Source organism: Salipiger marinus, assembly GCF_900100085.1.
In the GTDB taxonomy this organism is placed as follows: Bacteria; Pseudomonadota; Alphaproteobacteria; order Rhodobacterales; family Rhodobacteraceae; genus Salipiger; species Salipiger marinus.
Genome location: NZ_FNEJ01000014.1, coordinates 1 through 25,330 on the forward strand (window position 1 = coordinate 1; position 25,330 = coordinate 25,330).

A 25,330-nucleotide genomic window follows, 5' to 3' on the forward strand; every position below is an offset into this window, starting at 1 on the left:
CTCCGCCCTGAGCCGGGCGACCTCTTTCTTCAAGGATGAAATCTCGGCCAGATCAGCGCGCAACTGCCCGTTCCCGGGAAAGGCAACAGCAGGGGTTGCGGTCAGCTCCCGCATCCAGCGGCGCAACACGCTCTCCGCCACATCGAGGTCACGGGCGGCCTGCGCCACGGCCACACCCCGATCCGTCACCAGCCTCACGGCCTCGATCTTGAACTCGCGGCTGAACTTCCGTCTCGTCATATCCACTCTCCAGTTCATGGGTCACGATCTTATCTTCGTGTCCACGAAACCGGCAGCAGCTCATGGTGCCATATTTGGATATCTTGCTTCGACCGCGAAACATGCCGGACTGGACGGTGGCCAGATCCATGCCGCAGAACTTCAGAAACTGCCGCTGATGATGGAACCGCCGCAGGTCCCCGGTCTCGGCCAGGATCGTCAGAGCGTTGATCGGCCCGATGCCGGGAATGGTGCGCAGCAGTTGATAGTCATGGCGCTCGGCCAGCAATTCGACCGCCCGATCTTCGATGACATTGCGTTGGCGGATCAGGCTTCGCCCTTCGGCCTGCATCATGCGGACCATTCGGATGGCGTCTGAATCTGGCGATACGGGCAGCCCGGTAGATACCTTTGCCGTCTCGTAAATATCTGACAACAGGAGAGACTTCTCGATCTTGCGCCCGACCACCTCCCAAGCAGCCTTGGTGGACTCCTCCTTGGTCATGGCGCTGATCCTGTGCGGAGAGGGGAACATCTCGAGGCACGCCAGAAACCAATCCGTCCGCGAACTGCGGTGGAAACGGTCGGCTTCCGGAACATAGAGCGGCAGGTAATGGGTCAGGATGCGATGCCACAGCTTGGTCTTGGACCGCGACACGGCATCATGGGTCTTGGACAATTCCTGAATGTCGTTCGTGCCGGCCACCATCGGGTCCTGGAATATCTGCACCGCGCCGATCTGCAGCATATGCAAGATGACTCGGGCATCTTTCGGATCGTTTTTGTCCCAGCTGTTGTGCAGCGCCTCCCGTGTCCGGGCCAAAGCGACCGAAGACACCAGCTTCAGGTCGAACCCGGCGACGACGAGGTGATAGTTGCCTGTGGCCCCAAAACCGATCCGGACGGCAAGCCATATTCCCGCAAGATTCCGATCAGCCGCATGAAGTCATCAGCGCTGTTGGTGATCGTCAGGCGCCGGCGACGCGTCTTGCCCGGGAGGGCCATCAGCACCTCGTGCCGGTGCTTGGAAATGTCGATGCCTACCAGAACACGGGCATCCGAAGTATGCTCAACCTTGGCCATGGCCGGTCTCCTCTGTGGTGTGGTTCGCAAAACCACCATAGAGAACCGAGGCCCGGTTACGGTCGCCTGCTGCGCAATTTTGGGAGCTGCGCAGGCGGCCTTATCCTTCAACAGCGCGTCATTCCCAACATGCTACGATCTGGTCTTCACCAGCCGCCACTTCACGGCGCTGGTCCGAAGTTACGGCTTGAAGCAGGAGTTCATCACGCCTCACTGTCCCCAGCAAAACGGCATGGTCGAGCGCGTTACCGGACGCTCAAGGAGCGATGCGTTCACCGTCACCGCTTCGAGAGCATCCAGCATGCTGCGCGGGTCATCGGAGACTGGATCGGCTTCTATAACAACCGCCGACCTCATCAGGCGCTTGCCATGCGCACGCCAGCCGAGGCATTCAGATTGGCAGCTTAACCTGAGCAGATTCCGCTGGGTCGATACACCAATTTGACCCAGTGTTTGGCGCTAACGGTTTCTTCGGTGCCAGCCCCGCAGCATGTGCAACAGTGGATTGTTGATGATGAAGTATGTAGCCAGTAAAATCGACACCTTCGTTCAAGGGAAGCTAAACGAATTTTTCCCGGCGGAAGTCGTACTCTGCAATATTGGCTGGGTCAGTCTAGAAAACCCGGGTATTAAAAGGCGCCCAAATTTTCTAAACGCATTTAATTTCGCAACCGAGGTCGATGAAATAGAATACATTAGACAGTTCACACGAGATGCAAATATCGACATTGTCAGAGAGTTTTACAGGCAAACAAACGGAATGAGGCTACTTGCAGACAAGTTCAGCGTTCCCGGTGTTCTGTTTCACCGAAACGGGTTTAGTGGGTACGACTTCAATTGTGTGGCTTTGGATTTTTCTAATCATGGTGGATTTGCACTTCCGGCGCACAGCCCAGAAAGCGGTCTGATAATTGGCGGGAGTCATAGAAGATTTGGAGGGAGAACAGATATTCTCCACGATATTTTGACAAAATCTGGTGAAGTCATTGGCGGGTATTTTGATGCTGAGCCCAAGGTAACAGATAGGTTCGAATGTATCGACAGTTGGTTATTGGACAGGATTACAGGAGCTGCCAAGGAATTGCGGGGAGAAATCTCGCAACTAAAAATTTAATATCCTACTTTACCATATACTTTTGTCGCATCAGGTTCATCAGGAAAAAATGACTGAAATGCAATATGCGTAAAGTCAAGAAGTCACAAAAGGGCTCGGTTATTGAGCAGCTAATGAGTCACGCGTCGGCTTTGTGTGTGGCATTGCGACTGGCTTTGCCCTTCGGGATGACGGCTCTCGCCGGCATGATATTCTTGGACGTTCCACAGCGGTGGGCGATTATTGCCATGCTTCCATTTATTATTTGGGCCGCCGCGTCAGGCCTGGTTCCACAGGAAATACCGGATGCGTGCGCTGATCTTCGGTGACGTGATGATCGAGCTCGCCGCCGAGACCCCGGCGGCGCGGATTGCCGAGATCGTGCATGCGCTCGGGCGTCCTAGTGATGATACCGTCCCACACGGTCCCTATCCTGGTGGCGACACAGCCGGTCGACTTCAGGAAGGGCCATGACGGGCTTGCCGCGCAGGTTGCATCGGTGCTGAAGGAAGACCCTTTCACCGGCACCGTGTTTTTGTTCCGGGCGAAGCGCGCTGACAGGCTGAAGATCCCGTTCTGGGACGGGAGCGGGTTGGTAATGGCCTACAAGCGGCTAGAGGAGACCACCTTCACCTGGCCGGTGGTTCGGGACGGCGTGATGACGTTGAACCGGCGCAGTCCGAGGCGCAGTTTGCCGGTCTCGACTGGCGCAAAGTCAAGGTGTGAACAGGCGTGAAATTTTGGATCTGAGGCGTATTTGGTTCAGCTGAATCCTTGAAACGCTACATTTCGGCAATCTTCGGGGGAGGTTGCGGATGGCATCTGGAACGGAGCTACGAGCGTTCCTGCCCGGAGGGTTGAAGGCGGAACGGGTCGAGCTGGTTGACGGCAGGGTACTGATCCATGCGCGTCCGGTCGGCAGCGCCGCCGCCTGCCCAAGCTGCGGCGAGATGTCTCGGCGCGTTCATAGCCACTACCGGCGTCGTCTTACGGATCTGCCGGCGCATGGGCGGCAAGTCAGTATTGTTCTGTATGCTCGGCGCTTTCGGTGCCGGTCGGTCTCATGCCGGGCACGGATCTTAGCGGAGCGGCTCACGCCTGCGATTGTCAGCCTTACGGACGGCGGACGGGGCGTCTGCAAGACTTGGCCCGTCATCTCGGTGTCGCCCTCGGTGGGCGGCCAGCTCAGGCCCTGGCTTCACGACTGCTCCTGCCAGTCACCAAAGACACCTTCCTGCGCAGTGTCCGCACCGCGATGAGACCGCTGGCCAGTGCGCCACGAGTGATCGGCATCAGCTCAGCGCCCCCGCCGAGCGCGCCGATGCGATGGACGCCGGAACCGAGATCACCTGCGCACAATGGCAGTCATCCCCGGTTGGCATTGGCGGACGATGTTTTTCTCCCGCGCGGTGGCAACTTTTGCCAGCCTGCCGGACGAGACGATCTATACACTCTGCTCCTGGAGAAATCCTTTCTGTCTTGTCAGTCCGAAGCTTTTATTCCGTCAGGTGGGAAGTACTTTCTTGTGTTGTCGGATATTACTGTCCCCGCTCTGATCAGCGGCTTGCACAACGTCGGCTCCGAGCAATACGGGAATACCGACCGAAACAAATTTTTTGCTGTCCTAAGGTCGACTTCCCGGTCAGTAGTCGGTATGTTTCATTGGATTTATTGGCCTTGGCGGACCAAAAGGTTGTCCGGAGAACCGCATTGAATCAGCCAACCTCTCTTACCTTCCTCGGGGTGAATTGCGGTTTTCTGCTGAGCGATTTGGACGGTTCGAGGCGTGGCAACGCCGTTTGGCGTTCGCGAGGTATCTGGCCAAAGAGAAAAGCTTTGAGAAAGGGATTGGATACACCTCAGAATGCGCACAAGCAGACTGAAGGCGCTCCTTGAACAGGAAAACTTTTTTTCATAAAGCCAGTTGCAAGGAACGGGCCGCTGAAGGTGTTACCCGCCGGCTTTTGCGCAGCGCCGCTATAGCATCCCGATTGCCCCGGCCCGGACCACGGAGCCTTCGAACCCCGCTGGCTCCACCGGCCGCTCGGCATCCTTTCAAGATCGGCGCGCCTGCCGGGCATCAAGAGCTTGCCACAGTTCACCCTAGAACATCCGCTGCGGAGCACATACCGGAATCAGGCGCCCCGGTTCCCCCGCATGCCGGTCGAATCCTTGGGGCAGGTCAGGCGGCGTCGTAGCGGGAGAAGACCTCTGTGCTGCCGTCTCTGCGGATCAGGAAGACATTGTACGCTTCGCGGGCGTCTTCTGGGCCCATGCCGGGGGAGCCGTAGGGCATTGCCGGCACCGCAAGACCGATCGCGTCGGGACGCTCGGCCAGCAGCCTGCGGATGTCCGCCGGAGGCACGTGCCCTTCGACCATATAGCCTGCGATCTTGCCCGTGTGGCAGGAGATCATGTCCGCCGGAATGCCGTTCTCGAGCTTGTACGTCATCAGGAGCGTGCCGAAGCTGGGCTCGGTCGTGACAGCGAAGCCGTCTCTCTGGAGGATGTCAATCCAGGCCGTGCAGCAGCCGCAGTTCGGGTCCTTGAAGACATGGATCGACGGCAGGTCCTGCGCAAGAACTGCAAAAGGGGAGGTGGCGGTGAAGCCTGCTGCGCAGGCCATCAGGGCGCGTCGGGTCATGGTCATCGGTGGTCTCCTGTCAGATCGTGGCAGATGGTCCGGTGCGGTTCTGGTCGGGCAGGCTGCGTCTCCCCTGCAGGACGGCTGGAAGAATGGCAGCCGCAGGGCGTTCAGCGCAAGACGCGCGGTGGCTCCGCTCTCTGCCAGAATCGCGGGTCAGAGAGCGGTAATGCCGAATACTGGTGTCGCAAGAAAAACACCCCTCAGCCGATGCGCAAGCACAATGTTCTGTCGGATGTTCGCCATCCTCGCCCACGAGGCGCGGATCCTGCCAGCCCCGTCCCTGACGGAGTCACGCAGGATCGCCGCATCGACCGTCTCCTGCGCCACATCGGTGCCCGGGCCCAGTGCGGGGCAAGAGCGGGCGTGCCGCTCATGGGCCATCAGCCGACAGATGTGCAGGCTACCCCCTGAGAGCGCAGGCTGCCTGATCCAGAGGGCGTGACGCCGCGCGGCAGTCGTCTTTCTGGGCGACAACGTGCATATGCGCACACAGGATGAGGACGACCGATTCCCCGGCCTTCAATCGCTTGGCGACAGATGGGGCGGATTTTCCCGTAAGCGACGACATGATTTCCTGCAAAGAACCGCTACTTCTTCGCTTTGTTCAGCACCGACACCCTGCAGCCACCAAGGAGATGACCATCCGGTTCCCTGTCCTCATTGCCCTCATCCTCGCCCTTTCGGCGGTGGGGCTGACCTACGAGATCGCGGCGGGCCGTGTGCTCGCCCCGTTTTTCGGCACCTCCCTGCTGACCTGGACCACCGTGATCGCGACGGTGCTGGGCGGCTTTTCCCTTGGCAGCGCGCTTGGCGGGATCGTGGCGGAGCGGCCTCGCGCCGTCGCCTTGCGCAATGTCCGCAGTGCGCTTGTCGCGACGGCGGTGCTTATGGCGGTGTCGCCCACGCTGCTCGGCCTGCTCCATTCCTGGGGGGTTCGCGGCACCGACGGGATGATGCTCAGCGTGATCCTCGTCTTCTTCCCGGCTTCGGTCTGTGTCACGCTGCCATCGCCCCTGCTCGCCAAGCTTGCGATCGAGGCGCGTCCGGGCCGGGAGGGATCCTCGCTGGGCTTCGTTCTGGCCGCTGGTTCGGTCGGGGCGATCTTCGGGGCCATCCTTGCCGGGTTCGTCACGCTGCCATTGATCGGGTCCACGGCGACGTTTGCGGCCTGCGGGGTGGCTGTGCTGCTATGCCTGCCTTTCGTGCGCGGCGGCCAGACGGGGACACCCGGAACGACCATCGCGGCTGCGGTCTTTGTCGTCTTTGCGGGCCTCGCCGGAACCCCGGCCTGCCAGTACGAATCGGGCCTGTCCTGCCTGCACGTCGACCGGCAGGGTCCGGAGGTGCGTCTTGTCTCGGACGGAACCATGCAGGCCGCCGAAAGCACCGCGCCCGGAGAGGCCAGCGATGATGGCACGGTCGGGCTGGCCCTCAGCTACACCGAATGGTTCTGGGCGCGGATGGATCGCGACCTTGGGCCAGACCCTTCGGTGCTGTTCGTCGGTGGGGGCGGCTACACGCTGCCAACGAAGCTGCTCGCGTCGCGCCCCTTAGCAGAGGCGGTGGCGGTCGAGATTGATCCGCTGGTGACGAAGGTGGTGCGTGCACATATGCCGCGCGCGGCAGAGATGATCGCGCGGACCGGCTTTGACGCGGCCGAGGGAGACGGAGCAGGCCGGCGTCTTGGCATCTTTCACGCCGACGGGCGGGTCTATCTGAACGAAACCGAGCAGCGCTTTGATGCCGCTGTGATGGATGCATTCTCCTCCGGCTCGGTTCCGGCGCATCTGGTCACGCGCGAGGCCTTCGCGCGCCTGCGGGAGATTGTCGAAGGTCCGGTCTACGTGAACCTTCTGGACAGGCCCGACGGCCCGCTTGCCCGGGGTGTCCATGCGATCCTGCGCGAGCTTTATCCGCATGTGGAGGTCGTTCACGGCGCCCGGACCTCGACCGGTCGCACCAATGTCCTGTTTGCGGCGTCGCGCCTCCCGCTTGCCCCGCTGGACAGTTTGCCTGACAGATACAGCCCCGCGCGGATCTCGGATGCGCGGGCCTTTACCGATGACCGCGGATGGGTCGGCCACCGGTGACGCCACAACTTCGGAAGGCGTGAAAAGGCCCACAGGGCCGACACACGCTGTCATCGGCCTTTCCATGGGTCAGGCCGCCTGTCCCTGCGATGTGGCGATCCAGCGGGCAAGATGCGCGGCATACTCCTGCGCGGCGGTCTCTGTCTCTGCGGGTGACAGCTTGTCGGCACGGTAAAGGACAAAGGGATCAGCCCAGACCAGCCCGCGGCGATGCGCCGTGGCGCGCAGCGGCGCCAGCAGGTCGGCAACCGGCATGAGGTTGCGCCCGCCGTGACGATAGGCGTCGGGCGTGTTGCCCGCCGTGGCCGCGATCATCAGTGGCATGCCTTCCACGCGGCGCCCTTCGGTCTCGTAACTCAGGTAGAACATGCGCGTCAGCACGGCATCCTGCCAAGCCTTCAGAAGCGGCGGGGTCGAATACCATTGCACCGGGAATTGCAGCACGATCCGGCGGGCCGACAGCAGCCGCGCGGCCTCGGCCTCGCCATCGCGGAAAAGATCAAGCCCGTTCGGGGCGGTGGCTGTCATGTCCACCACCTCCACATCGGGCAGGGCGGCAGCGGCGCGGGCCATCGCGGCATTGGCCTTGGACCGGGACAGGTCGGGATGGAACAGCAGGATCAGGGTCTTTGTCATCGTCATCTCCGGTGTTGGACTGACGCGACGATGCGGGCTCCTAAGAAATTACTCCAATCGATAAAAAATCTGATCTATTATCATTCCCATGAATTTGCGCTCGCTTGACCTGAACCTGCTGGTGATCCTTGATGCGCTGCTGGACGAGGCGCATGTCAGCCGGGCCGCCGATCGACTGGGCCTGTCGCAGCCCGCCGCATCTGCCGCGCTGCAACGCTGCCGCCATCTGTTTCACGATGAACTGCTGGAGCGCGGGCGCGGCACGATGCGGCTGACGGCCAAGGCGGAGTCCCTGCGCGCTCCGCTGAAATCGCTGCTGGCAGGCGTGACCGATCTGGTCGAACCGCCGGAGCTGCCGCTGGCCGGGATCCGCCAGACCCTGCGGATTGCCATGGCGGATTACCCGGCGCTGTTCGTGACGGGCCCGCTGCAGCGGGCGCTGGCCGACACCGCCCCCGGCCTTGATCTGGTGATCCAGCCCTGGCACGGCGCCCGGGCCGCAAAGGCCGCGCTGATGGACGGCAGCACCGACATTGCCATTTCGGTCTTCGCCGATGACGACGCAGACCTCCAGCGGGATGAAGTGCTGGCCGAGCGGTATGTCCTTGCGCTGCGCCCCGGACATCCGGCGATTCCGGACTTCGGTCTCGACCAATGGCTGGCCTGGCCGCATATCCTCGTTTCGGGCCGGGGCGAGGCGCGCAGCCCGCTGGATGCCGAGCTGGCCCGCCTTGGCCGGACGCGCCGCGTGGGGCTGGTGGTGCCGAGCTTTGGCATGGTGCCCGACTTGCTGCGCGGCTCGGACATGATCGCCATGCTGCCCTCGCGGGTGATGGCCACGGCCCGCGACCTTGTCACCTTGCCCACCCCCATTCCGGTCACCGGCTTTACCCTCCACCTTGCGTGGCATCAGCGCCGCGCAAAGGACAGGGCCCTACGGCATGTCGCGGATCTGCTGGCGGCGGCGCTAAGATAACGCGGCGCGGGCCCGGATCGGACAGGTTCACACGCAGCCGTCGCATTCTGGATAGTGGCGCGCCAAGCGAACACGTAAACTGCGCCATGATCCGCATTCCGAAAGGCGGTCTGCACCGGGCAGGCGATACAGCCGCCTGCCTGCGCCAGCCCCGCGATGGACAGGGGCGGCTGGTGGCCAGCCCCGCCCGATCTGAATGCTGCACAGAAGGCCGAGGTCAATGAAACCGGACTTTCCCTTTTATGCCGGTCTGCCGGTTCACCTGAACGGGCGGCACTGGCTGATGCTGATGGCCGCGCTTGTGCTGGCCTTTGGCATTCTGGCCCTGCTGCCACTGCAGGGCTTTCCGCAGAGCCTGATCCCGGCGCTTTTGTTCGTGATCCTCCCGCTCTTGGCGCTGCGCAGGGTCGCCGGGCCTCACTGGACCGCGCTTTTTGGACCTGTCGGCCTGCGGCAGCTGGGCCAGATGGTTGCCTTCGCCGCGCTGACGCTGGTCGGGTCGCTGGCCATGGGGCTGATCCTGTCGCAGTTTGTCACCTTCAGCCATAATCCCGTGGCCGTTTCTTTGGGCAGCATGACCGCCCCCGAGCTTGTCGCACGGCTTATCCCGACCCTCCCGCAGCTGGTCGGAGAGGAATTGCTGGGGATCCTGCCCTTCCTTGCCGTGCTGTGGGTCTGCGTCACGCGGATGCATCTGTCGCGGCGGGTCGGGATCATGCTTGCGCTTGTCATCTCCTCCCTTCTCTTCGGGGCGGCGCATCTGCCGACCTATGACTGGAACTGGGCGCAGGCGCTGATCGGGATCGGCACGGCGCGTGTCTTGCTGACGCTGGCCTACATCGTCACCCGCAATCTGTGGGTTTCGGCGGGGGCGCATGTCCTGAATGACTGGACCGGTTTCCTGTTTGCCTTTGCCGTGGGCCACGCCCCCATCGGCACCTCTGCGTGAGCAAACGCCATGGCCGTTGTCTCGCAGCAGTGCCATCCGCCTGAGCACGCGGGTCCGGCGCCGGGGCGGTTGATAGTGCTGCGGGCCCAGCCCCGGTCCCGTCAGCCGCCGACAGTCATCGGCCCGGTCAGAAGCGACAGCGCAAGGATGGCAAGAAAGCTGGCCCCGCCCAGCGAGATCGCCAGCATCGCCTGACCGATGGCTTTGGCACGGCTGGTGTTGCGATGGACCATGAACCCGCGCGTCAGCGCCACGGCATACCAGCAGAGCCCCAGCCCGAACACCGTCAGCGCGATTCCCGACCAGTCCGCCGAAACGCTGCCCAGCATGATGGCCAGATCCAGCGTCACCACAAAAGGCACCGTGACATAACATTGCGCATAGAACATCGGTCGCAGCGTCTTGCGGCTGAGATCCTGACCGGACAGCCGCACATGCTGGATGCCCAGAAGCAGCGGGAACAGGCTGAAGGCGACCGCCCGCAGGACCAGCAGATTGCGCTGGTCCGCCAGCACGCCTTCGAAAATCGCCTCTTTGTGGATGAAGCCGCTCTGGATCATGTGGGCGATCATCAGCGTCAGGAACAGGAAGATCGGCGGGCTTAGCGCGTCAGCGAACTGATCCTCGGGCGGGCGGTTCAGCTCCTGCTCGGCATAGGCGATCATCGACATTGGCCGGAGGACGCAGCGCAACAGGGTCAACGGGTAAAAAACCAGCCAGGACACCACCTCGTAAAGCAGCAGTTCCGCCGAGCGGAGGAGGTTCATGAAATCCATGGCGCGCCTGTATCCGGGATGGATGATCCTAACCCGACGCCGCAAGTGACGCCATGGTGCGGTCGGTTTCGGTGAAGGATCGCATCCGCGCCACCGTCTGTGTATGACAGCAGCAGCATTTTTTGCAGCCGGACATTGGCGCCACGACACCGAAACGCGGCTTGCTTGCCTGCTGCTCCCGCCGCGCAGGCGGGCAGCTGTCACCTGCTGGCTCCGGGTCGGACGGAGGGAGGGGCGGGGGGCAATGCAATTGGTAAAAAATTTCTGACAAAATATCCGGCTGATGCGGCGCTGCCCGCTATTGGCCGGGGCATTTGTCCTGTAGCGGGGCAGGGGCGCCTGCCCTTGGCGGACCGGACCGGCGGGCTGGTCCGACCTGCTTTCCCGGCGCCCCGCCTTGACACTCCTCCGCGCTTCGCCCCCAAATGGCCGGATGCAACCAGAACGACTGTGATGTTGGAAAATAAAGAAAAAAGCGTTTCGAAAGTCCTTGAGGCCGCCCGTCGCAAGCTGCTTGATACCGGAACCCGCAACCGGCTGGTTCATGTGAACCGCGCCAATTCCCGGGCGAACTGCCTGACCCTCATCAACGAGCGCGCTGACGAGGTTTTTGCGATTCTGCGCGGCAGCAGCAGGCGCATGCGCTTCAAGGCCATGGGCAAGGACCGGACCGGCGAGGGCGAGGGCGAAGACATGGCGCTGGCCCTGCCTGAACCCGATCTGCCGCCCGAATCTGACCGGCTGACCGACGGCTTTCTGGAAACGCCGCTGGGGCCGGAGGCGCTGGCCCGCCGCCTGCTGCGGCTGGCCTCCGATGCGCGCACGGCGGAGGAAGAGCAGGGGCTCAACATCCTTTACCTTGCCATGGGGTTCCTGCGCTGGCGTGAAAGCCCGTCCTCGGAGGTCGTGCGCGAATCGCCGCTGGTGCTGATGCCGGTGCAGCTGCTTCGCAACGACCGCACCTCCACCTTCGACATTGCCGGGCGCGAGGATGACATCTCGACCAACCTGCCGCTCTTGGAACGGCTGCGGCAGGATTTCGGCATCCTGCTGCCCGAGATCGACGAGACCGAAGGCTGGACGCCGTCGCAGTATCTGGCGCAGGTGCAGGAGGCGGTGGCGGCGCAGCCCGGCTGGTCCGTGGATGCCGACGGCATGCAGATCGGCTTTTTCTCTTTCGCCAAGCTGCTGATGCATCGCGATCTGGACCCCGCCACATGGCCCGCCGACGCTTTCGCCAAGAACGGCCTGCTGCGCGGGCTGCTGGCTGACGGGTTCGAGGAGGACAGGCCGGTCTTTGGCGCTGAGGACCGGCTGGACGATCTGCTTGATCCGGCGGAGATCATTCAGGTCATCGATGCCGACGCCTCCCAGACCAAGGTGATCGAGGAGGTGCGGCGCGGCGCCAGCCTTGTGGTGCAGGGCCCGCCCGGCACCGGCAAGTCGCAGACCATCACCAACCTGATCGCGGCGGCAGCCCATGACGGCAAGTCGGTGCTGTTCGTGGCCGAGAAGATGGCCGCACTCTCGGTGGTGCATGACCGGCTGGTGCGCGTGGGGCTGCGCGACATCTGTCTGGAACTGCATTCGCGCACCGCGAATAAAAAGGCGCTGGCACAGGAACTGGGCCGGACGCTGATGGCCAGCACCGACAAGCTGCCGGACGCGGCGGATCCCGCCCGCCTGCGCGCCACCCGGGACCAGCTGAACCGCATCACCGCGCTGCTGCACGAGCCGCTGCCGCCCACCGGCGACACGCCGTTTCAGGCAATTTCCGAGATCGTGGGCTGCATCGGCAAGGGCGCGCCGCCGCCCGTCATCCCGCTTGCCGGGCTGGGGCAGCTGGACCGGACCGCGCGCCGCCGCGCGCAGGAGGCCATCGCGGGCTTTGTCGTGGCGCTGGACCGGGTGGGGGCGCCGGAGCAGCACCCGTTCCGGGGCACCGCCGCCTTTGATCTGCAGCCCACCGACCTGTCGCGGCTGGAGGTGGATCTGCGCGCCGCGCTGGCAGAGATCGACGCGCTGCGGCCCGAGGCGGCGCGGATCGCGCAGGCTCTGGACCTGCCGGAGCCGCAGAGCCTGACCGGCCTGCAGGCGCTGGTGGCGGGGCTGCGGGCACTGGCCGCGCAGCCTGAGGGCGCAGGAGAGTGGAGCGCGGTGCTGTTTGACGCCGCCGACCAGCCGCGCCTGCACGAGGCACTGGCGGCGGGGGCGGACTGGGCTGCGGCCCATGCCGCGGCAGAAAAACGCTTTGCCGCCCCGGCATGGACGGCGGAGGTGGCGCCGCTGCGCATGGCGCTGGCGCGTGGACAGGCCTCCCTGCTGTCGCGGATCTTTGGCGGCTATCGCCGGGCCTCGACGGATCTGGCGGGGCTGCTGTCGGGGCCGCTGCCCAAACCGCCCGCCGAGCGGCTGGCGCTGGTCGATGAACTGGCGGAGGTGCAGACCCGTCGCCGCCGCCTTGCCGAAGAAGAAAGCTGGCTGCAGGCCACGCTGGCGGGCGCATGGCGGGGCGAGCGCACGCCCTTTGCCGAAGCGCAGGCCGTGGCGCGCTGGCTGGCCGATCTGCGCCGCGCCGGCATCTTCAGCACTGCGGCGCAGCTTCTGGCGGCGCTGGACGCGCTGCCCGACCCGCAGGCCGAGGCTGACGCGCTGGACAGCCGCATCGCCGCCTGCCGCGAGCGGATCGCCGCCCCGGTGGCACGGCTGCGGCTGGATCTGGCGCAGGCGGGGCTGGGGCGCGAGCTTGACGCGGCGGCGCTGGGCGATGTGCACGCGACCTTCGCGCAGATGGCCGCCGCACCCTCGCGCTATGGCGACTGGGGCGGGCTGGCGCAGGCCATCCGCCGCGTCGTCGCCGCCGAGGCGGGGGATGTGGTCGATGCGGTGTCCTCCGGTCAGGTGGAACCGTCGCGCGCCGCGCAGGAATTCATCTATGCCTGCGCCGAGGCGCGCTGGACCGCCGCCCGCGCCGCGCGTCCCGATCTGAACAGCCTGCCGCAGCTGGACCGGCACGATCTGGTCAGCCTGTTCCGTGATCTGGAAAAGGACCGCATCGAAACCGCCAAGACGCTGATCCTGTCGCGCCATTTCGACCAGATGCCGCGCGGCACCGTGGGCGAAATGGGTATCATCCGGGGCGAGGTCGGCCGCAAGAAGGGCCACAAGTCGGTCCGCTGGCTGATGCGCAAGGCAGGCGGCATGGTGCAGCGCATCAAGCCGGTGATGCTGATGAGCCCGCTGTCGGTGGCGCAGTTCCTGCCGCCGGGCAGCGTGACCTTCGACCTTCTGGTGATCGACGAAGCCTCGCAGATCCGCCCCGAGGATGCGCTGGGGGTGATCGCCCGCGCGCGGCAGATCGTGGTGGTGGGCGACCAGAAACAGCTGCCGCCCACATCGTTCTTCGACCGGCTGGTGGATGACGCCGAAGAGAGCGAGGAAGAAGACGAGGATCTGCCCGTGGGCGCCACCGCCGCCGACATGGAAAGCATCCTGTCGCTCTGCGAGGCGCGGGGCCTGCGCCAGCGCATGCTGGAATGGCATTACCGGTCCCGCGATCCCTCGCTGATCCGGGTGTCCAACGCCGAATTCTACAATGACTCGCTGGTGCTGCCGCCCTCGCCGCTGCAGCTTGATCCGGATTACGGGCTCAAGTTCCGCCGCGTCTCCGGGGTCTATGCGCGCGGCGGCAGCGGTCTCGGGCGGCAGGGCACCAACCGCATCGAGGCGGAGGAGGTGGTGCGCGCCATGGCCGACCATGCGCGGCGCTGGCCCGACCTGTCGCTGGGCGTGGTGGCCTTTTCCAAGACACAGGCCGACATGCTGACCGAGGTGCTGGAGCTGCAGCGCCGCGCCGATCCGGTGCTGGATGCCTTCCTGCGCGAGGGCAAATCCGAGGATGTCTTCGTCAAGAACATCGAAAACGTGCAGGGGGACGAACGCGACGTGATCCTGATTTCGGTGGGCTATGGTCCGCAGGAACCGGACGGGCGGCTCGCCTCCATGTCCTTTGGTCCGGTCAATGGCGAAGGCGGGGAACGGCGGCTCAACGTGCTGTTCTCGCGCGCGCGGGTGCGCTGCGAGGTCTTTGCCTCCTTCGATCCGGGCGACATCGACCCCACCCGCGTCCGGCGCGACGGGCCGCGCGTGCTCAAGCGCTTCCTCGATTACGCCAAGACCGGGATCATGGATGTCCGCACCCCCACCGGGCTGGAGCCTGACAGCCCGTTCGAGGAGGATGTGGCCAGCGTCATCCGGGATCTGGGCTTTGTCGCGGATGCGCAGGTCGGCAGCGCGGGCTTCCGCATCGACATCGGCGTGCGGCACAAGGACCGGCCCGGTCAGTATCTGGTGGCGGTGGAATGCGACGGCGCGACCTATCACAGCGCCCTCTGGGCGCGGGAACGCGACCGGCTGCGGCAGGACATCCTCGAAAACCTCGGCTGGCGCTTTCACCGGATCTGGAGCACCGACTGGTTCCACCACCGCACGCGGGAGATCGCGCGGCTGAAGGCGGCGCTGCTGGCCGCCCATGCGGCAATGGAACAGGGCATCCGCGTGCAGGGCGCCAATCAGGCAGCGATGCCGCAGCTTCCCGACCTGCCCGCCGAGGTGGCGCCCGCAGCCGGTCCCGCGGCGGAACCGGGGCCGAAGATGCCCGCCTATGTCCGCGCCGATCTGGTGGTGCGCGCCGGGGTGGACCCGCACGAGGCGCCGGTGACCCATCTTGCCGATCTGGTGGTGCAGATCGTGTCGCTGGAAGGTCCGGTGCACCGGGACGAGATCGCCCGCCGCATCTCCGCCGCCTTCGGGCGGGCGCGGGTCGGATCCCGGATCAGCGAGGCGACGGGCCATGCCATCGGGGTCGCCCTGCGGCAGGAGCCTCAGCTGCTGCGCGACGGCGATTTCCTGATGACCGAGGCGCAGGCGGGCGATCCGCCGGTGCGCGACCGCTCCGAGGAAACCGGGAGCCTGCTCAAGGCCGCCTATCTGCCGCCGGTCGAAATCGCGGCGGCGGCGCGGCTCGTCCGGCAGGACAGCGGCGATGTCTCCGAAGACGAGATGATCCGCGCGGTGGCCCGGCTGCTGGGCTTCCAGCGGGTGGGCAGCGACCTGTCGGCGGTGATCTCCGCCGCGCTGTCCGGCTGATCGTGCTGTGGCGCGCCCCTGCTTTCGGGCGGGGGCGCGCGGGGCTCAGTCCAACGTGGCGCGGAATTCGCGCCATTCGCCCTTGGACATGCCGGAATTTTCCTGCGTGACCTCCTCGCCCTTCAGCATGCGCCGCAGGCAGTCCAGCGCGGTCTTGGACAGGGTGGCGCCGCCCAGACGGTAATCCTCGAAGGCGGCATAGGCGAAGGGCACCCAGTCGGCGACGATGCGGCACATGGTTTCGGCATAGACGCGGATTTCATACTGCGCATGGGAATCGGCGCGCAGGCGCAGGAAATGCAGCAGGTTGTGCAGATCCACCTTCCAGTACCATTGCGTGTAGATGTTGGCGGGCAGGTTCATCCGCGCCAGTTCCCGCGCCAGACCCTGCTGGCCCTCGGTCGAGATCATCTCCTGATAATGGTCATAGGCGCGCGAGGCGTCATCCTGCAGAAAGCGCAGGACGCGCTGCGCCTCCTCGCCCGACAGCGCCGCGCCGCGGCCCTGATTGTTGATGACCGACTGCGCCGCAAGCTGGTCGGGCTCGGGGATATAGAATTCCCGGTCAAGGATCGAATACCGCGCGGAATATTCGTTCACATTGGCGGTGCGGTGGCGGATCCACTGCCGCGCCACGAAGACCGGCAGCTTGACGTGGAATTTGACCTCGCACATCTCGAAGGGCGTCGAATGCCAGTGCCGCATCAGATAGCGGATCAGCCCCTCGTCATTGGACACCGATTTGGTGCCGCGCCCGTAGCTGACCCGGGCGGCCTGACAGATGGCGGCATCGTCGCCCATGTAATCCACCACCCGGACAAAGCCGTGATCCAGCACCGGATGCGCGGTATAAAGATGCGCCTCCATCCCCGGCGACGTGGCGCGCAGGGTCGGGCGGGCCGTGCTGCGCTGCTCCGCGATCTCGGCTTCTTGTTCGGGGCTAAGCGGCATGACGATTCCTTTTCCACCAGAAGACTCGCGGCGTTCCTACATGGGCTCCGCCTTCTGGGAAACCGTCCGCTCAAGGGTTCCGCCTGCTGGGAAACCGTCCGGCTGCGGGCATTCGAGACACAGTCCGGACCGGATCCAGCGCAGTCTGACGCCGCTCGTTGACAGAACCGTGATCCTCCGCGAGCCTCGTGGCAAAACCAAATTATAAACGCTTGAGGCAGCAGAATGATGGATCGTGTTCTTGTGGCCGTTCTGGCCCTTGGCCTGCTTGCGGGCTGCGGCGACGGCAATCCCCTGTCCGGATCGGACGACGACACCGATACCGGAACCGATCCGGGGACCGATACCGGCACCACCGATCCCATCGACAGCGACGGGCGGCTTCCGCCGGGCACCGAAAGCCCCACCCCCAGCAGCCGCATCGTGCGCTACGAGCCGCAGGACGAGGAGGCCGGCACCGGGATGATCCGCTCGCCCGCCTATGATCGCGAAAACGATACGTTTTTTGTCGATAACCTCGCCTTTGACGGCAATGCGCCTTACAGTCGGGACAATCAGGTGGGCAGCCTTGGGCCGTTTGCGGTCTACGAGAACGCGGCCACGGTGCTTGATCCGGTCACGAACGAGACGATCGGCCAGTTCACCCACAAGGCGATCTATGCGGTCAGCCAGTCGGGGCAGACCGAGCTCGCCATCGTGCGGACCGGCGCCTATGTGGATTACGGCTTTGGCGGCTTTGTCTATCAGCGCAACGGCGGCGTGACCCTGCCCGAGACGGGGCAGGCGATCTATCGCGGCAGCTATGCCGGGCTCAAGGATTATTCCGGGGCGGGCGGGCTTGATTATGTCACCGGCGATGCGACCGTGGCGATCGATTTCGAGGATTTCAACGACGGTTCCGGCGTCAGCGGGGTGATCTCCAACCGGCGCTATTACGATCTGGACGGCACCGATGTGACGGAAACCTATCTGACCGCGCTGGAAGAACAGTATGAAACCGACCTCTCCGCCGTGCCTGATCTGGTGTTCAAGGTCGGTCCGGGGGTCGCTGACAGCAACGGCGAAATGACGGGTGAACTGCAAAGCATCGCCGCGGGCGAAGTGTTCGAAAGCGGCAATTTCTACGCGATCCTGTCGGATGGCGCCGATGGCGACAAGGCGTCTGAAGTGGTCGGCGTGATCGTGGTGGAGTCGGAGCTGCCCGGTGTGTCGGGGGTGACCCAGCGCGAAACCGGCGGCTTCCTCGTGTCCCGCTGAGGCGGCGTGATGCGGCGGGCTGTTCTCGCGGCGCTTGTGGGGCTGATGCTGGCCACGGGCGGGGGCGCGCAGGAGCGCGCGCTGTCGCCCGGGCAGCTGCGCGCCGAAGCCGCCCTCGCGCTGCAGCTGGGCCGTCCGCAGGTCGCGCTGAGCTATGCGCAGGCGCTGGTGGCGCGGGACGGGGAAGATTTTGACGCGCAGCTGCTGCGCGCCCGGTCGGCCCGCGATCTGAGCGTATTTGACGAGGCCCGCGCCGGGGCCGCCGCCGCGCGCAGGCTGGCCGAAGGCGACGAACAGCGCTTTGCCGCAGCACTGGTCAGCGCGCAGGTGGCCGCCTCGCAGGGGCATCACATGATCGGGCAGCTGCGGCTGCGGCAGGCGATCGAGGCGGCGCCAAGCCCGGCGCTGCGCAAGGTGGCGGAGCGCGATTTCTACTATGTGCGCGCCCGCAACCCGTGGGGGGTGAACCTGAGCTTCTCGGTCGCCCCAGTGTCGAACATCAACAACGGCTCCAAGAAGACCACAGGCACCTATGAGCTGCCATTCTTCGGCGTGGTCGAGGCCGAGCTTCAGGGCAGCGCCGTCGCCCTGTCGGGAACCGAGGTCAAGGGCGGCCTGAACCTGCGCTACCGTCTGAAAGAGACGGACATGCGCCACCAGACCGATCTGCTGCTGACCCTGTCGCAGGCGGATTACACCCTGTCCGAAGACGCCAAGGACAAGGCGCCGGGGGCGGAAGGGTCGGATTTCGCCTTTGGCCTTGCCCAGCTGGGGCTGGCGCATCGCGGCCTCTCCGGCGCGCCGCAGCGGCCCTATCAGGTGATGCTTGCGGCGGGGCGCACTTGGTATGGCGGCGATCCCTATACCAGCTATGTCGACGGCACCGCCGTGCAGGGCTTTGCGCTGGGGCAGGGGCGCATGGTGCAGCTGAGCGCGGGGCTGCGCCAGCAGGAGGCCGAAAGCACGGCCACCGCCGATGCCACAAGCTGGCGGGCGGGTGCGGGCTGGCGGCAGACGCTGGGGGCGGGGCATGACCTGACGCTGGATCTGACGCGGCTTGCCAGCCAGTCCGATGCCGCCTCGCTCGATTATGCCGGGTGGAGCGCTGCGGCCGGGCTGCGTCTTGCCGAGCCGGTGCTGGGGCTTGGCATCGAGTTTGGCCTGACCGCCGGGCGCAAGGATTTTTCCAGCGGGCCGGTGGCGGGGGAGCAGCGCACCGATCACAGCTTTGGTGCCGAGATCACCGCCGAGATCCGGCAGCTTGATTATTACGGCTTCCTGCCCACGGTCACGGTCAGCGGCCAGCGGGTGGAATCCGATTTTGGCCAGTATGATGCCGATGAACTGGGGCTGCGGCTGGGGCTGCGGTCGGCCTTCTGACGCTTGGGTCTCGACAAGCGCGCGACGCTGCCTAGGTTGGGCACGGGAAGCACAAGGAGACCCGCAATGCCGATCCGCTATCTTCATACCATGGTCCGCGTGAAGGATCTGGACGCCTCCATGGCGTTTTACAAGCTTCTGGGCCTCAAGGAGCGTCGCCGGATCGAAAACGACAAGGGCCGGTTCACGCTGGTCTTTCTCTGCCCGCCGGAACAGGATGACGGCACCGCAGATGTGGAACTGACCTATAACTGGGACGGGGACGAGGGCCTGCCTTCGGACGGGCGGCATTTTGGCCATCTGGCCTATACCGTGCCGGACATCTACGAGATGTGCCAGACGCTGATGGATGCGGGCGTGACCATCAACCGCCCGCCGCGCGACGGACACATGGCCTTTGTCCGGTCGCCCGACAACGTCTCCATCGAACTGCTGCAGCAGGGCGACGCGAAAGAGCCCGCCGAACCTTGGGCGAGCATGCCCAATACCGGCCACTGGTAAGACATCCGCCAAGATTACGGCGCCGGGCCTTCGGGTCCGGTTCCCGCGCCGGTGGGGTCAGTAGATGTAGCGGATCTGGTCGGTCCAGAACCGTTCCAGCCGCCGCAGCGCGGTGTTGATATCCTCGATGCCTTCCAGATCGATGACCTTGCGCGCCTCCAGCCCTTCGGCGTGGCGTTCGAACAGCGTATCGACCAGCGCGCGGATGTCGCGCCCGCGCTGGGTCAGCTTCACGCGCACCGACCGCCGGTCGATCTCGCAGCGCTGGTGATGCATGTAGCCCATGTCCACCAGTTTCTTGAGGTTGTAGCTGACATTCGAGCCCTGATAGTAGCCGCGCGATTTCAGCTCGCCCGCCGTGACCTCGTTGTCGCCGATGTTGAACAGCAGCAGTGCCTGCACCGCGTTGATGTCGAGGATCCCGACCCGTTCGAATTCGTCCTTGATGACATCGAGCAGGAGCCGATGCAGCCGTTCCACAAGGGCGAGGGTTTCCAGATACCCCGTCAGAAACCCCTGCGCCGGCTTTTTCCCCAAGGAGGCATGAATGCTCATTTCCGTCTCCGCCAAATCCGTGTCAGGCGGTAGTTCTGGGGCAAAAACGCCAAGATTGGGTTAAGCTGCGCGGGACAGCCTCAACCGCCGCAGGAGGTGCGGGAAATGTCCTCCACCAGCGGGCGGAACGTCTCTGGCGCGGGGCTCTGGCCCGAGACCCACTGATAGAGATCCTGATCGTTCTCTTCCAGCAGCGCCTCGTAGCGGTCCAGATCGGCGGCGCTCATCTCGGACAGGCGCGCGGCGGCGTAGCGCATCAGGATGATGTCCATTTCCTTGATGCCGCGGCGCATCGACCGCATGGTCAGCCGCTTCAGCCGGATCTCGTGAGGTTCTGTCATGTGTCGGCCCTTTCCCGAAGCAGCTGGCGCAGGCGCTTTTCCAGCCGTGCCAGCCGGTCCCCCGCCATGCGGATGTCGCCCCGCAGCGCCCGAAGTTCAAGCAGCGTCTCGGCGATGTCTGCGGGCGTGGTGCCTTCATGTGCCTCGGGCGAGGGCAGGCCTTCGCCTTCGCCGGTGATCAGCCATGCCATCGGCACGTCCAGCAGCCCCGACAGCATCTGCAGCCGGTTCGCCCGCGGTTCGGAGATGTCGTTTTCCCAGTCCTGCAGCGTCTTCAGCCGCACGCCCAGACGGCGGGCCAGCGTTTCGGCATCCATGCCAGCCGCATCGCGGGCGGCGGCGAGCCGGTCGCCGAAGGTGGCGGACTCGGGGCCATACCAGTCGGTGGCGTCAGTCATCGGCGGTTCCTTCGATGCGGCTTGAACGGGCTCGGGGCCAAGCCTATGACAGGTGGCACAGCAATTCAAACGGTGCGCGCCATGACCTTTCTCTCGCAGAGCCTTGCCCGGGTCAAACCCTCGCCCACCGTGGCGGTCACGCAGCTGGCGGCGGAGCTGAAGGCGCAGGGGCGCGACGTGATCGGGCTGGGCGCGGGGGAGCCGGATTTCGACACGCCCGCGCATATCCGTGCGGCGGGGATCGCCGCCATCGAGGCGGGCAAGACCCGCTACACCGCGCCCGACGGCATCGCCGAGCTGAAACAGGCGATCTGCGCCAAGTTCGCGCGCGAGAACGGGCTGAGTTATGTGCCCGCGCAGATCAGCGTCTCCACCGGGGGCAAGCAGGTGCTGTACAACGCCTTCATGGCGACGCTCAATCCCGGCGACGAGGTCATCATCCCCGCGCCCTACTGGGTCAGCTATCCCGACATGGTGAAGCTGGGGCAGGGTACGCCGGTCATCGTGGAAGGCAAGCCCGAGCTGGGCTACCGCATCACGCCCGAGATGCTGGAGGCGGCGATCACGCCCCGCACCAAGTGGTTCCTGTTCAACTCCCCCTCCAACCCCACCGGGGCGGGCTACAGCCGCGCCGAGCTGAAGGCGCTGACCGACGTGCTGATGCGCCATCCCCATGTCTGGGTGATGAGCGACGACATGTATGAACATCTGGCCTATGACGGTTTCGAATTCTGCACGCCCGCGCAGGTGGAGCCGGGGCTTTATGACCGCACCCTGACCTGCAACGGCGTCAGCAAGGCCTATGCCATGACCGGCTGGCGCATCGGCTATGCGGGCGGGCCGGAGCCGCTGATCGCCGCGATGCGCAAGATCCAGTCGCAGAGCACCACCAACCCCTGTTCGATCAGCCAATGGGCGGCGGTGGAGGCGCTGAACGGCCCGCAGGCGTTTCTGGCGGAGTGGCGCGCGGTGTTCCAGCGGCGGCGCGATCTGGTGGTGGCGGCGCTGAACGCGGTGCCGGGGATCACCTGCCCGGTGCCGGAGGGGGCGTTCTACGTCTATCCCTCCATCGCGGGGCTGCTGGGGAAAACCACGGCGGAAGGGCGGCGGATCGACAGTGACGAAGATTTCGCCACCGCCCTGCTGGAAGAGGCGGGGGTTGCGGTGGTGTTCGGCGCGGCCTTTGGCCTGTCGCCGAATTTCCGCATTTCCTACGCCACCTCCGACACCGTGCTGGAAGAGGCCTGCGCCCGCATCGCCGCCTTCTGCGCCACGCTGCGCTAGCGACAGGGGGCGGCCCGGTGAGCGATCTGCCCGACTATCATTTCCGCATCCGCGAGAATGGCGCGGCGGTGTTCCGCATCGACACCGCCAACCGCCAGCGCCGCATCGAAATGGAGCAGATCGCCACGGTCCATCTGGGCAAGGGCGAGATCAGGCCGCAGGGCGCGCGGGCGCTGACGGAGGAGGATCTGGCCGAGATCACCCGCTGGATCGAGGCGCGGCGCGCGCTGCTGGCCCGGCGCGAGATGGACGAGATGCACCGCACGGTCGAACAGCTGAACCTGACGGCGCATTGGGCGCAGACCCGCGCCACGCCCGAGCAGCTGGACGAGGTGACCGACGCGCTGCTGCTGGCCATGCATGACCTGCGCAGCGTGCTGGTGCGCAAGAAGGCCGACCGGACCGGGCCGCCAGAGACCTGACGCGGCGCGGGCGGCGGGGCTGCCGGGGGCTCTGCCCCCGTCGCGCAGGCGCGACTCCCCCGGGATATTTGGGGCCGCTGGAAGGGCTGACTGTTTCCGCCTGGGTCGGGTTTTTCAGTCATCTGCGGGGACTGTTTCCGCATCCTGCGGCGCGCGCGCGAAATGGGACAAAAGTTTGACTTGGTGCCGGGGGCTGCTAGGCTCCGGATCAGTTCTTTCATTCCGGGTGCTGAGGGATTTCCATGCGTGTTTTGACCTTTATTGCCGCAGTGGCGGCGCTGAGCCTTGCCGGGTCCATTGCCGCCCGCGCCGAGGTGGTGAATGACATCTGGGTCGGGCCGTCGCCCGATCCGACCCAGCCGCCGCTGATCCAGTCTTATCCGATTTCCAACCTGTGCCCGGCGCCGCGCCAGCCGGTCATTCTGGGCGGGGTGATCTGGTGCGACATTCCCACGGCGGGCGCCTATTACGATCCGCAGGCCCACAGCCCGCGCAAGGCGCGCCTGCATCGTGCCGCGCCGCTGCCGCGCCCGTGGACGCCCGAAGGCGAAAAGGGCGTGATCTGGCGCTGAGCGCCTTACGGCCTTGGCATTTGGTGACGGGCCGCGTATACGCGCGGCCTGAACCATTTCGGGGATCTTCCGCATGCAGGGCAGTGCCAACCTCAACATCATGATCAAGGCCGCGCGCAAGGCGGGCCGGTCGCTGGTCAAGGATTTCCGCGAGGTCGAGAACCTGCAGGTCTCGATGAAGGGGGCGGGTGACTTTGTCAGCCGCGCCGACATCGCGGCGGAAAAAATCCTCAAGGACGAACTTCTGGGCGCGCGGCCGACCTATGGCTGGCTTGGCGAAGAGGGCGGCGGGCAGGCGGGCGAGGATCCGACCCGGCGCTGGATCGTCGATCCGCTGGACGGCACCACCAATTTCCTGCACGGCCTGCCGCATTGGGCGATTTCCGTGGCGCTGGAGCACAAGGGCAAGATCGTCGCGGGCGTGGTGTTCGACCCCGCCAAGGACGAGATGTTCTATGCCGAAAAGGGCTCTGGCGCGTGGCTGAACGACAGCCGCCGTCTGCGGGTGTCGGGGCGGTCGCGGATGATCGAGGCGATCTTTGCCACCGGCGTGCCCTTTGCCGCCAAGCGCACCCTGCCTGCCACGCTGAAGGATCTGGCGCGGCTGATGCCGGAATGCGCAGGCGTGCGGCGCTGGGGCGCGGCCTCGCTGGATCTCGCCTATGTGGCGGCGGGCCGCTATGACGGCTATTGGGAGCGCGAGCTGCAGATCTGGGATCTGGCGGCGGGGGCGCTGATCGCCTCGGAAGCCGGGGCGCTGGTCGAAGGCGTGCGCGACGATCAGGATCCCTATGAGACGGGCGCGATCCTCTGCGCCAATGGCCATCTGTTCGACCATTTCGCCAAGGTGATCCGCGAGGCCTGATCCGGCCCTGCGACCGCTATGGGGGGCGCCTTCGGGCGCCCTTTGTCATGTCTGGCGGCCGGGAGCGTCGGAGGGGTGGTTGACGCCGTCCGACCACGGGATCGGTTCGTGTTCGGCGGGGTTCACGCCCGCCAGCGTGCCCATGTTCACCCCGTATTCATTGGGGTTGGAGCGGCGGCGGTGGAACATGTAGATGCCGCAGACCGCGCAGAAATGATGCTGCGCCGTCATCGTGCCGAACTGGTAGAGCGTCAGCTGCTCGGCGCCGCGCAGCACCTCCACCCCGCCCATGGGGGCGGTGACGGCGGGGGCGCCGCGGCGGCGGCAGAAGGAACAGTCGCAGCGCCGCGCCGTGGCAAGCCCGTCGGTCAGGGTGACGCGCAGTTCAACGGCGCCGCAATGGCAGGTGGCGGTCAGCGGATCGGTCATCGGCGGTGTCCTGTGCGGGGAATGCGGGTGCGGGCGGGGATATAGCGTGCCTCGGGGTGGGGCGGGGTGCCATGGGTGCGGCGCCAGAAGGCCGGGCCGCCGCGCGCCAGCCAGACCGGGGCGATCAGCGCCAGCCCCGCGACGAAGCCGCCCGCATGCGCCCAGTAGGCCACGCCGCCTTCGGCAGCGCTGGTGCCAAGCCCGCCAAAAAGCTGCAGCGCGAACCATGCGGCCAGCAGCAGCCATGCCGGGATCGGCAGGATCTTGAAGATGATGACAAGGATGATGAGAATGTCGATCCGGGCGCGCGGAAACATCAGCAGATAGGCCCCCATCACCCCGGCGATGGCGCCCGAGGCGCCGACCATGGGGATGGGCGATCCCGGCTCCATCAGATATTGCGCCAGGGCTGCGGCAAGCCCGGTGGCAAGGTAGAAGCCCAGGAAGCGCAGATGGCCGAGCGCATCTTCGATATTGTCGCCGAAGATGAACAGGAACAGCATGTTGCCGCCCAGATGCATGAGCCCGCCATGCAGGAACATCGAGGTGACGAGCCCGGCAAACCCCATGCCGTCGGAAATCTTGGCGGGGATCATCGCCCAGTCCCAGAAAAACGCGTCCAGCGCGCGCGGGCTGTCGAACAGCGACCAATAGCTGAAGAAAATCCCCGCATTGGCGAGGATCAGCGCGTAGGTCACAAAGGGCGTGCGCCCCGAGGGGTTGTGGTCGCGGATCGGAAACATGCCCGGAGTGTGGTC

26 protein-coding genes and 1 pseudogene are annotated in these 25,330 nt (G+C 65.3%); 16 read left to right on the plus strand and 11 right to left on the minus strand.

Annotation, left to right across the window (positions count from 1 at the left end; genetic code table 11):
• Both BLR51_RS16030 and BLR51_RS16035 read right to left on the minus strand, forming a co-directional pair.
• Positions 1–240, minus strand: a 240-nt coding sequence (locus BLR51_RS16030) for a transposase (protein ID WP_242656757.1), incomplete at its 3' end; no start/stop codon positions are given.
• 67 nt (positions 241–307) lie between these two features.
• A pseudogene (locus tag BLR51_RS16035) lies at positions 308–1,302 on the minus strand (IS110 family RNA-guided transposase); the annotation flags it as partial.
• Positions 1,303–1,431: 129 nt separating this feature from the next.
• Here BLR51_RS16035 and BLR51_RS28565 point away from each other — a divergent pair.
• The 5 genes from BLR51_RS28565 to BLR51_RS16050 all read left to right on the plus strand — a co-directional run bounded on the left by BLR51_RS28565 (position 1,432) and on the right by BLR51_RS16050 (position 3,654).
• Positions 1,432–1,710 carry an integrase core domain-containing protein gene (locus tag BLR51_RS28565; RefSeq protein ID WP_375342689.1) on the plus strand — a complete coding sequence of 93 codons (279 nt, stop codon included), beginning with the start codon at positions 1,432–1,434 and terminating at the stop codon, positions 1,708–1,710.
• Between the two features lie 103 nt (positions 1,711–1,813).
• Positions 1,814–2,416: a hypothetical protein gene (locus BLR51_RS27450; RefSeq protein WP_131821829.1), complete on the plus strand. Its 603-nt coding sequence runs from the start codon at positions 1,814–1,816 to the stop codon at positions 2,414–2,416.
• Between the two features lie 285 nt (positions 2,417–2,701).
• Complete coding sequence (locus tag BLR51_RS27765; protein WP_165616849.1) at positions 2,702–2,869, plus strand: hypothetical protein; 168 nt, start codon at positions 2,702–2,704, stop codon at positions 2,867–2,869.
• A complete protein-coding gene (gene tnpB / locus BLR51_RS16045; protein ID WP_242656759.1) occupies positions 2,802–3,131 on the plus strand; it encodes an IS66 family insertion sequence element accessory protein TnpB in 330 nt (109 codons plus the stop codon). The genes BLR51_RS27765 and tnpB overlap by 68 nt, the downstream gene beginning before the upstream one ends.
• A gap of 214 nt (positions 3,132–3,345) precedes the next feature.
• Positions 3,346–3,654 carry a transposase family protein gene (locus BLR51_RS16050; RefSeq protein ID WP_242656760.1) on the plus strand — a complete coding sequence of 103 codons (309 nt, stop codon included), beginning with the start codon at positions 3,346–3,348 and terminating at the stop codon, positions 3,652–3,654.
• A 923-nt stretch (positions 3,655–4,577) separates the two neighbouring features.
• On the opposite strand, the gene BLR51_RS16055 is transcribed toward BLR51_RS16050, so the two are convergent.
• Positions 4,578–5,045: a DUF411 domain-containing protein gene (locus BLR51_RS16055; protein WP_089848849.1), complete on the minus strand. Its 468-nt coding sequence runs from the start codon at positions 5,043–5,045 to the stop codon at positions 4,578–4,580.
• 632 nt (positions 5,046–5,677) lie between these two features.
• On the opposite strand from BLR51_RS16055, the gene BLR51_RS16065 reads away from it, so the two are divergent.
• A complete protein-coding gene (locus BLR51_RS16065) occupies positions 5,678–7,132 on the plus strand; it encodes a fused MFS/spermidine synthase (RefSeq protein WP_089848853.1) in 1,455 nt (484 codons plus the stop codon).
• Positions 7,133–7,201: 69 nt separating this feature from the next.
• Here BLR51_RS16065 and BLR51_RS16070 read toward each other — a convergent pair whose 3' ends face one another.
• Positions 7,202–7,768, minus strand: coding sequence for an NAD(P)H-dependent oxidoreductase (locus BLR51_RS16070; protein WP_089848855.1), 567 nt, complete (start codon positions 7,766–7,768; stop codon positions 7,202–7,204).
• 88 nt (positions 7,769–7,856) lie between these two features.
• Between BLR51_RS16070 and BLR51_RS16075 the strand changes: the two genes are divergently transcribed.
• Both BLR51_RS16075 and BLR51_RS16080 read left to right on the plus strand, forming a co-directional pair.
• Positions 7,857–8,744: a LysR family transcriptional regulator gene (locus BLR51_RS16075; protein WP_089848857.1), complete on the plus strand. Its 888-nt coding sequence runs from the start codon at positions 7,857–7,859 to the stop codon at positions 8,742–8,744.
• Positions 8,745–8,964: 220 nt separating this feature from the next.
• Complete coding sequence (locus BLR51_RS16080; RefSeq protein ID WP_242656758.1) at positions 8,965–9,693, plus strand: CPBP family intramembrane glutamic endopeptidase; 729 nt, start codon at positions 8,965–8,967, stop codon at positions 9,691–9,693.
• 101 nt (positions 9,694–9,794) lie between these two features.
• Here the strand turns inward: BLR51_RS16080 and BLR51_RS16085 are convergent, their stop codons facing one another.
• On the minus strand, positions 9,795–10,469 hold the full coding sequence (locus BLR51_RS16085; RefSeq protein WP_089848861.1) for an MFS transporter permease: 675 nt from the start codon (positions 10,467–10,469) through the stop codon (positions 9,795–9,797).
• Between the two features lie 453 nt (positions 10,470–10,922).
• Here BLR51_RS16085 and BLR51_RS16090 point away from each other — a divergent pair, with 453 nt between their 5' ends.
• The gene (locus BLR51_RS16090; RefSeq protein WP_089848863.1) at positions 10,923–15,617 is read left to right on the plus strand and encodes a DUF3320 domain-containing protein; all 4,695 of its coding nucleotides are present in this window, start codon (positions 10,923–10,925) and stop codon (positions 15,615–15,617) included.
• 45 nt (positions 15,618–15,662) lie between these two features.
• Here the strand turns inward: BLR51_RS16090 and thyX are convergent, their stop codons facing one another.
• The gene (thyX, locus tag BLR51_RS16095) at positions 15,663–16,568 is read right to left on the minus strand and encodes an FAD-dependent thymidylate synthase (protein ID WP_089848864.1); all 906 of its coding nucleotides are present in this window, start codon (positions 16,566–16,568) and stop codon (positions 15,663–15,665) included.
• Between the two features lie 225 nt (positions 16,569–16,793).
• Between thyX and BLR51_RS16100 the strand changes: the two genes are divergently transcribed.
• The 3 genes from BLR51_RS16100 to BLR51_RS16110 all read left to right on the plus strand — a co-directional run bounded on the left by BLR51_RS16100 (position 16,794) and on the right by BLR51_RS16110 (position 19,706).
• On the plus strand, positions 16,794–17,825 hold the full coding sequence (locus BLR51_RS16100; RefSeq protein ID WP_165616851.1) for a hypothetical protein: 1,032 nt from the start codon (positions 16,794–16,796) through the stop codon (positions 17,823–17,825).
• A 9-nt stretch (positions 17,826–17,834) separates the two neighbouring features.
• On the plus strand, positions 17,835–19,205 hold the full coding sequence (locus tag BLR51_RS16105; RefSeq protein WP_089848868.1) for a hypothetical protein: 1,371 nt from the start codon (positions 17,835–17,837) through the stop codon (positions 19,203–19,205).
• A 66-nt stretch (positions 19,206–19,271) separates the two neighbouring features.
• Complete coding sequence (locus BLR51_RS16110) at positions 19,272–19,706, plus strand: VOC family protein (RefSeq protein ID WP_089848870.1); 435 nt, start codon at positions 19,272–19,274, stop codon at positions 19,704–19,706.
• Positions 19,707–19,763: 57 nt separating this feature from the next.
• Here the strand turns inward: BLR51_RS16110 and BLR51_RS16115 are convergent, their stop codons facing one another.
• From BLR51_RS16115 to BLR51_RS16125, 3 genes are all read right to left on the minus strand, one after another.
• A complete protein-coding gene (locus BLR51_RS16115; RefSeq protein WP_089848872.1) occupies positions 19,764–20,261 on the minus strand; it encodes a MarR family winged helix-turn-helix transcriptional regulator in 498 nt (165 codons plus the stop codon).
• 80 nt (positions 20,262–20,341) lie between these two features.
• On the minus strand, positions 20,342–20,602 hold the full coding sequence (locus tag BLR51_RS16120; protein ID WP_089848874.1) for a succinate dehydrogenase assembly factor 2: 261 nt from the start codon (positions 20,600–20,602) through the stop codon (positions 20,342–20,344).
• Positions 20,599–21,000, minus strand: a complete 402-nt coding sequence (locus BLR51_RS16125) for a helix-turn-helix domain-containing protein (RefSeq protein ID WP_089848876.1) — start codon at positions 20,998–21,000, stop codon at positions 20,599–20,601. Before BLR51_RS16125 ends, BLR51_RS16120 begins: the two co-directional genes overlap by 4 nt.
• Positions 21,001–21,081: 81 nt before the next feature.
• On the opposite strand from BLR51_RS16125, the gene BLR51_RS16130 reads away from it, so the two are divergent.
• From BLR51_RS16130 to BLR51_RS16145, 4 genes are all read left to right on the plus strand, one after another.
• Positions 21,082–22,284 carry a pyridoxal phosphate-dependent aminotransferase gene (locus BLR51_RS16130; protein ID WP_089848878.1) on the plus strand — a complete coding sequence of 401 codons (1,203 nt, stop codon included), beginning with the start codon at positions 21,082–21,084 and terminating at the stop codon, positions 22,282–22,284.
• A 17-nt stretch (positions 22,285–22,301) separates the two neighbouring features.
• Positions 22,302–22,706 (plus strand): hypothetical protein, encoded by a 405-nt coding sequence (locus tag BLR51_RS16135; protein ID WP_089848880.1) that lies wholly within the window; start codon positions 22,302–22,304, stop codon positions 22,704–22,706.
• Positions 22,707–22,948: 242 nt separating this feature from the next.
• Positions 22,949–23,278, plus strand: coding sequence for a hypothetical protein (locus BLR51_RS16140; protein WP_089848882.1), 330 nt, complete (start codon positions 22,949–22,951; stop codon positions 23,276–23,278).
• A 73-nt stretch (positions 23,279–23,351) separates the two neighbouring features.
• Positions 23,352–24,143 carry an inositol monophosphatase family protein gene (locus BLR51_RS16145; protein WP_089848884.1) on the plus strand — a complete coding sequence of 264 codons (792 nt, stop codon included), beginning with the start codon at positions 23,352–23,354 and terminating at the stop codon, positions 24,141–24,143.
• Positions 24,144–24,188: 45 nt separating this feature from the next.
• Here BLR51_RS16145 and BLR51_RS16150 read toward each other — a convergent pair whose 3' ends face one another.
• Entirely contained in the window at positions 24,189–24,572 is a 384-nt protein-coding gene (locus BLR51_RS16150; RefSeq protein WP_089848886.1) for a GFA family protein, read from the minus strand.
• A complete protein-coding gene (locus BLR51_RS16155) occupies positions 24,569–25,315 on the minus strand; it encodes a rhomboid family intramembrane serine protease (protein ID WP_089848888.1) in 747 nt (248 codons plus the stop codon). The genes BLR51_RS16150 and BLR51_RS16155 overlap by 4 nt, the downstream gene beginning before the upstream one ends.
• Between the last annotated feature and the right edge of the window lie 15 nt (positions 25,316–25,330).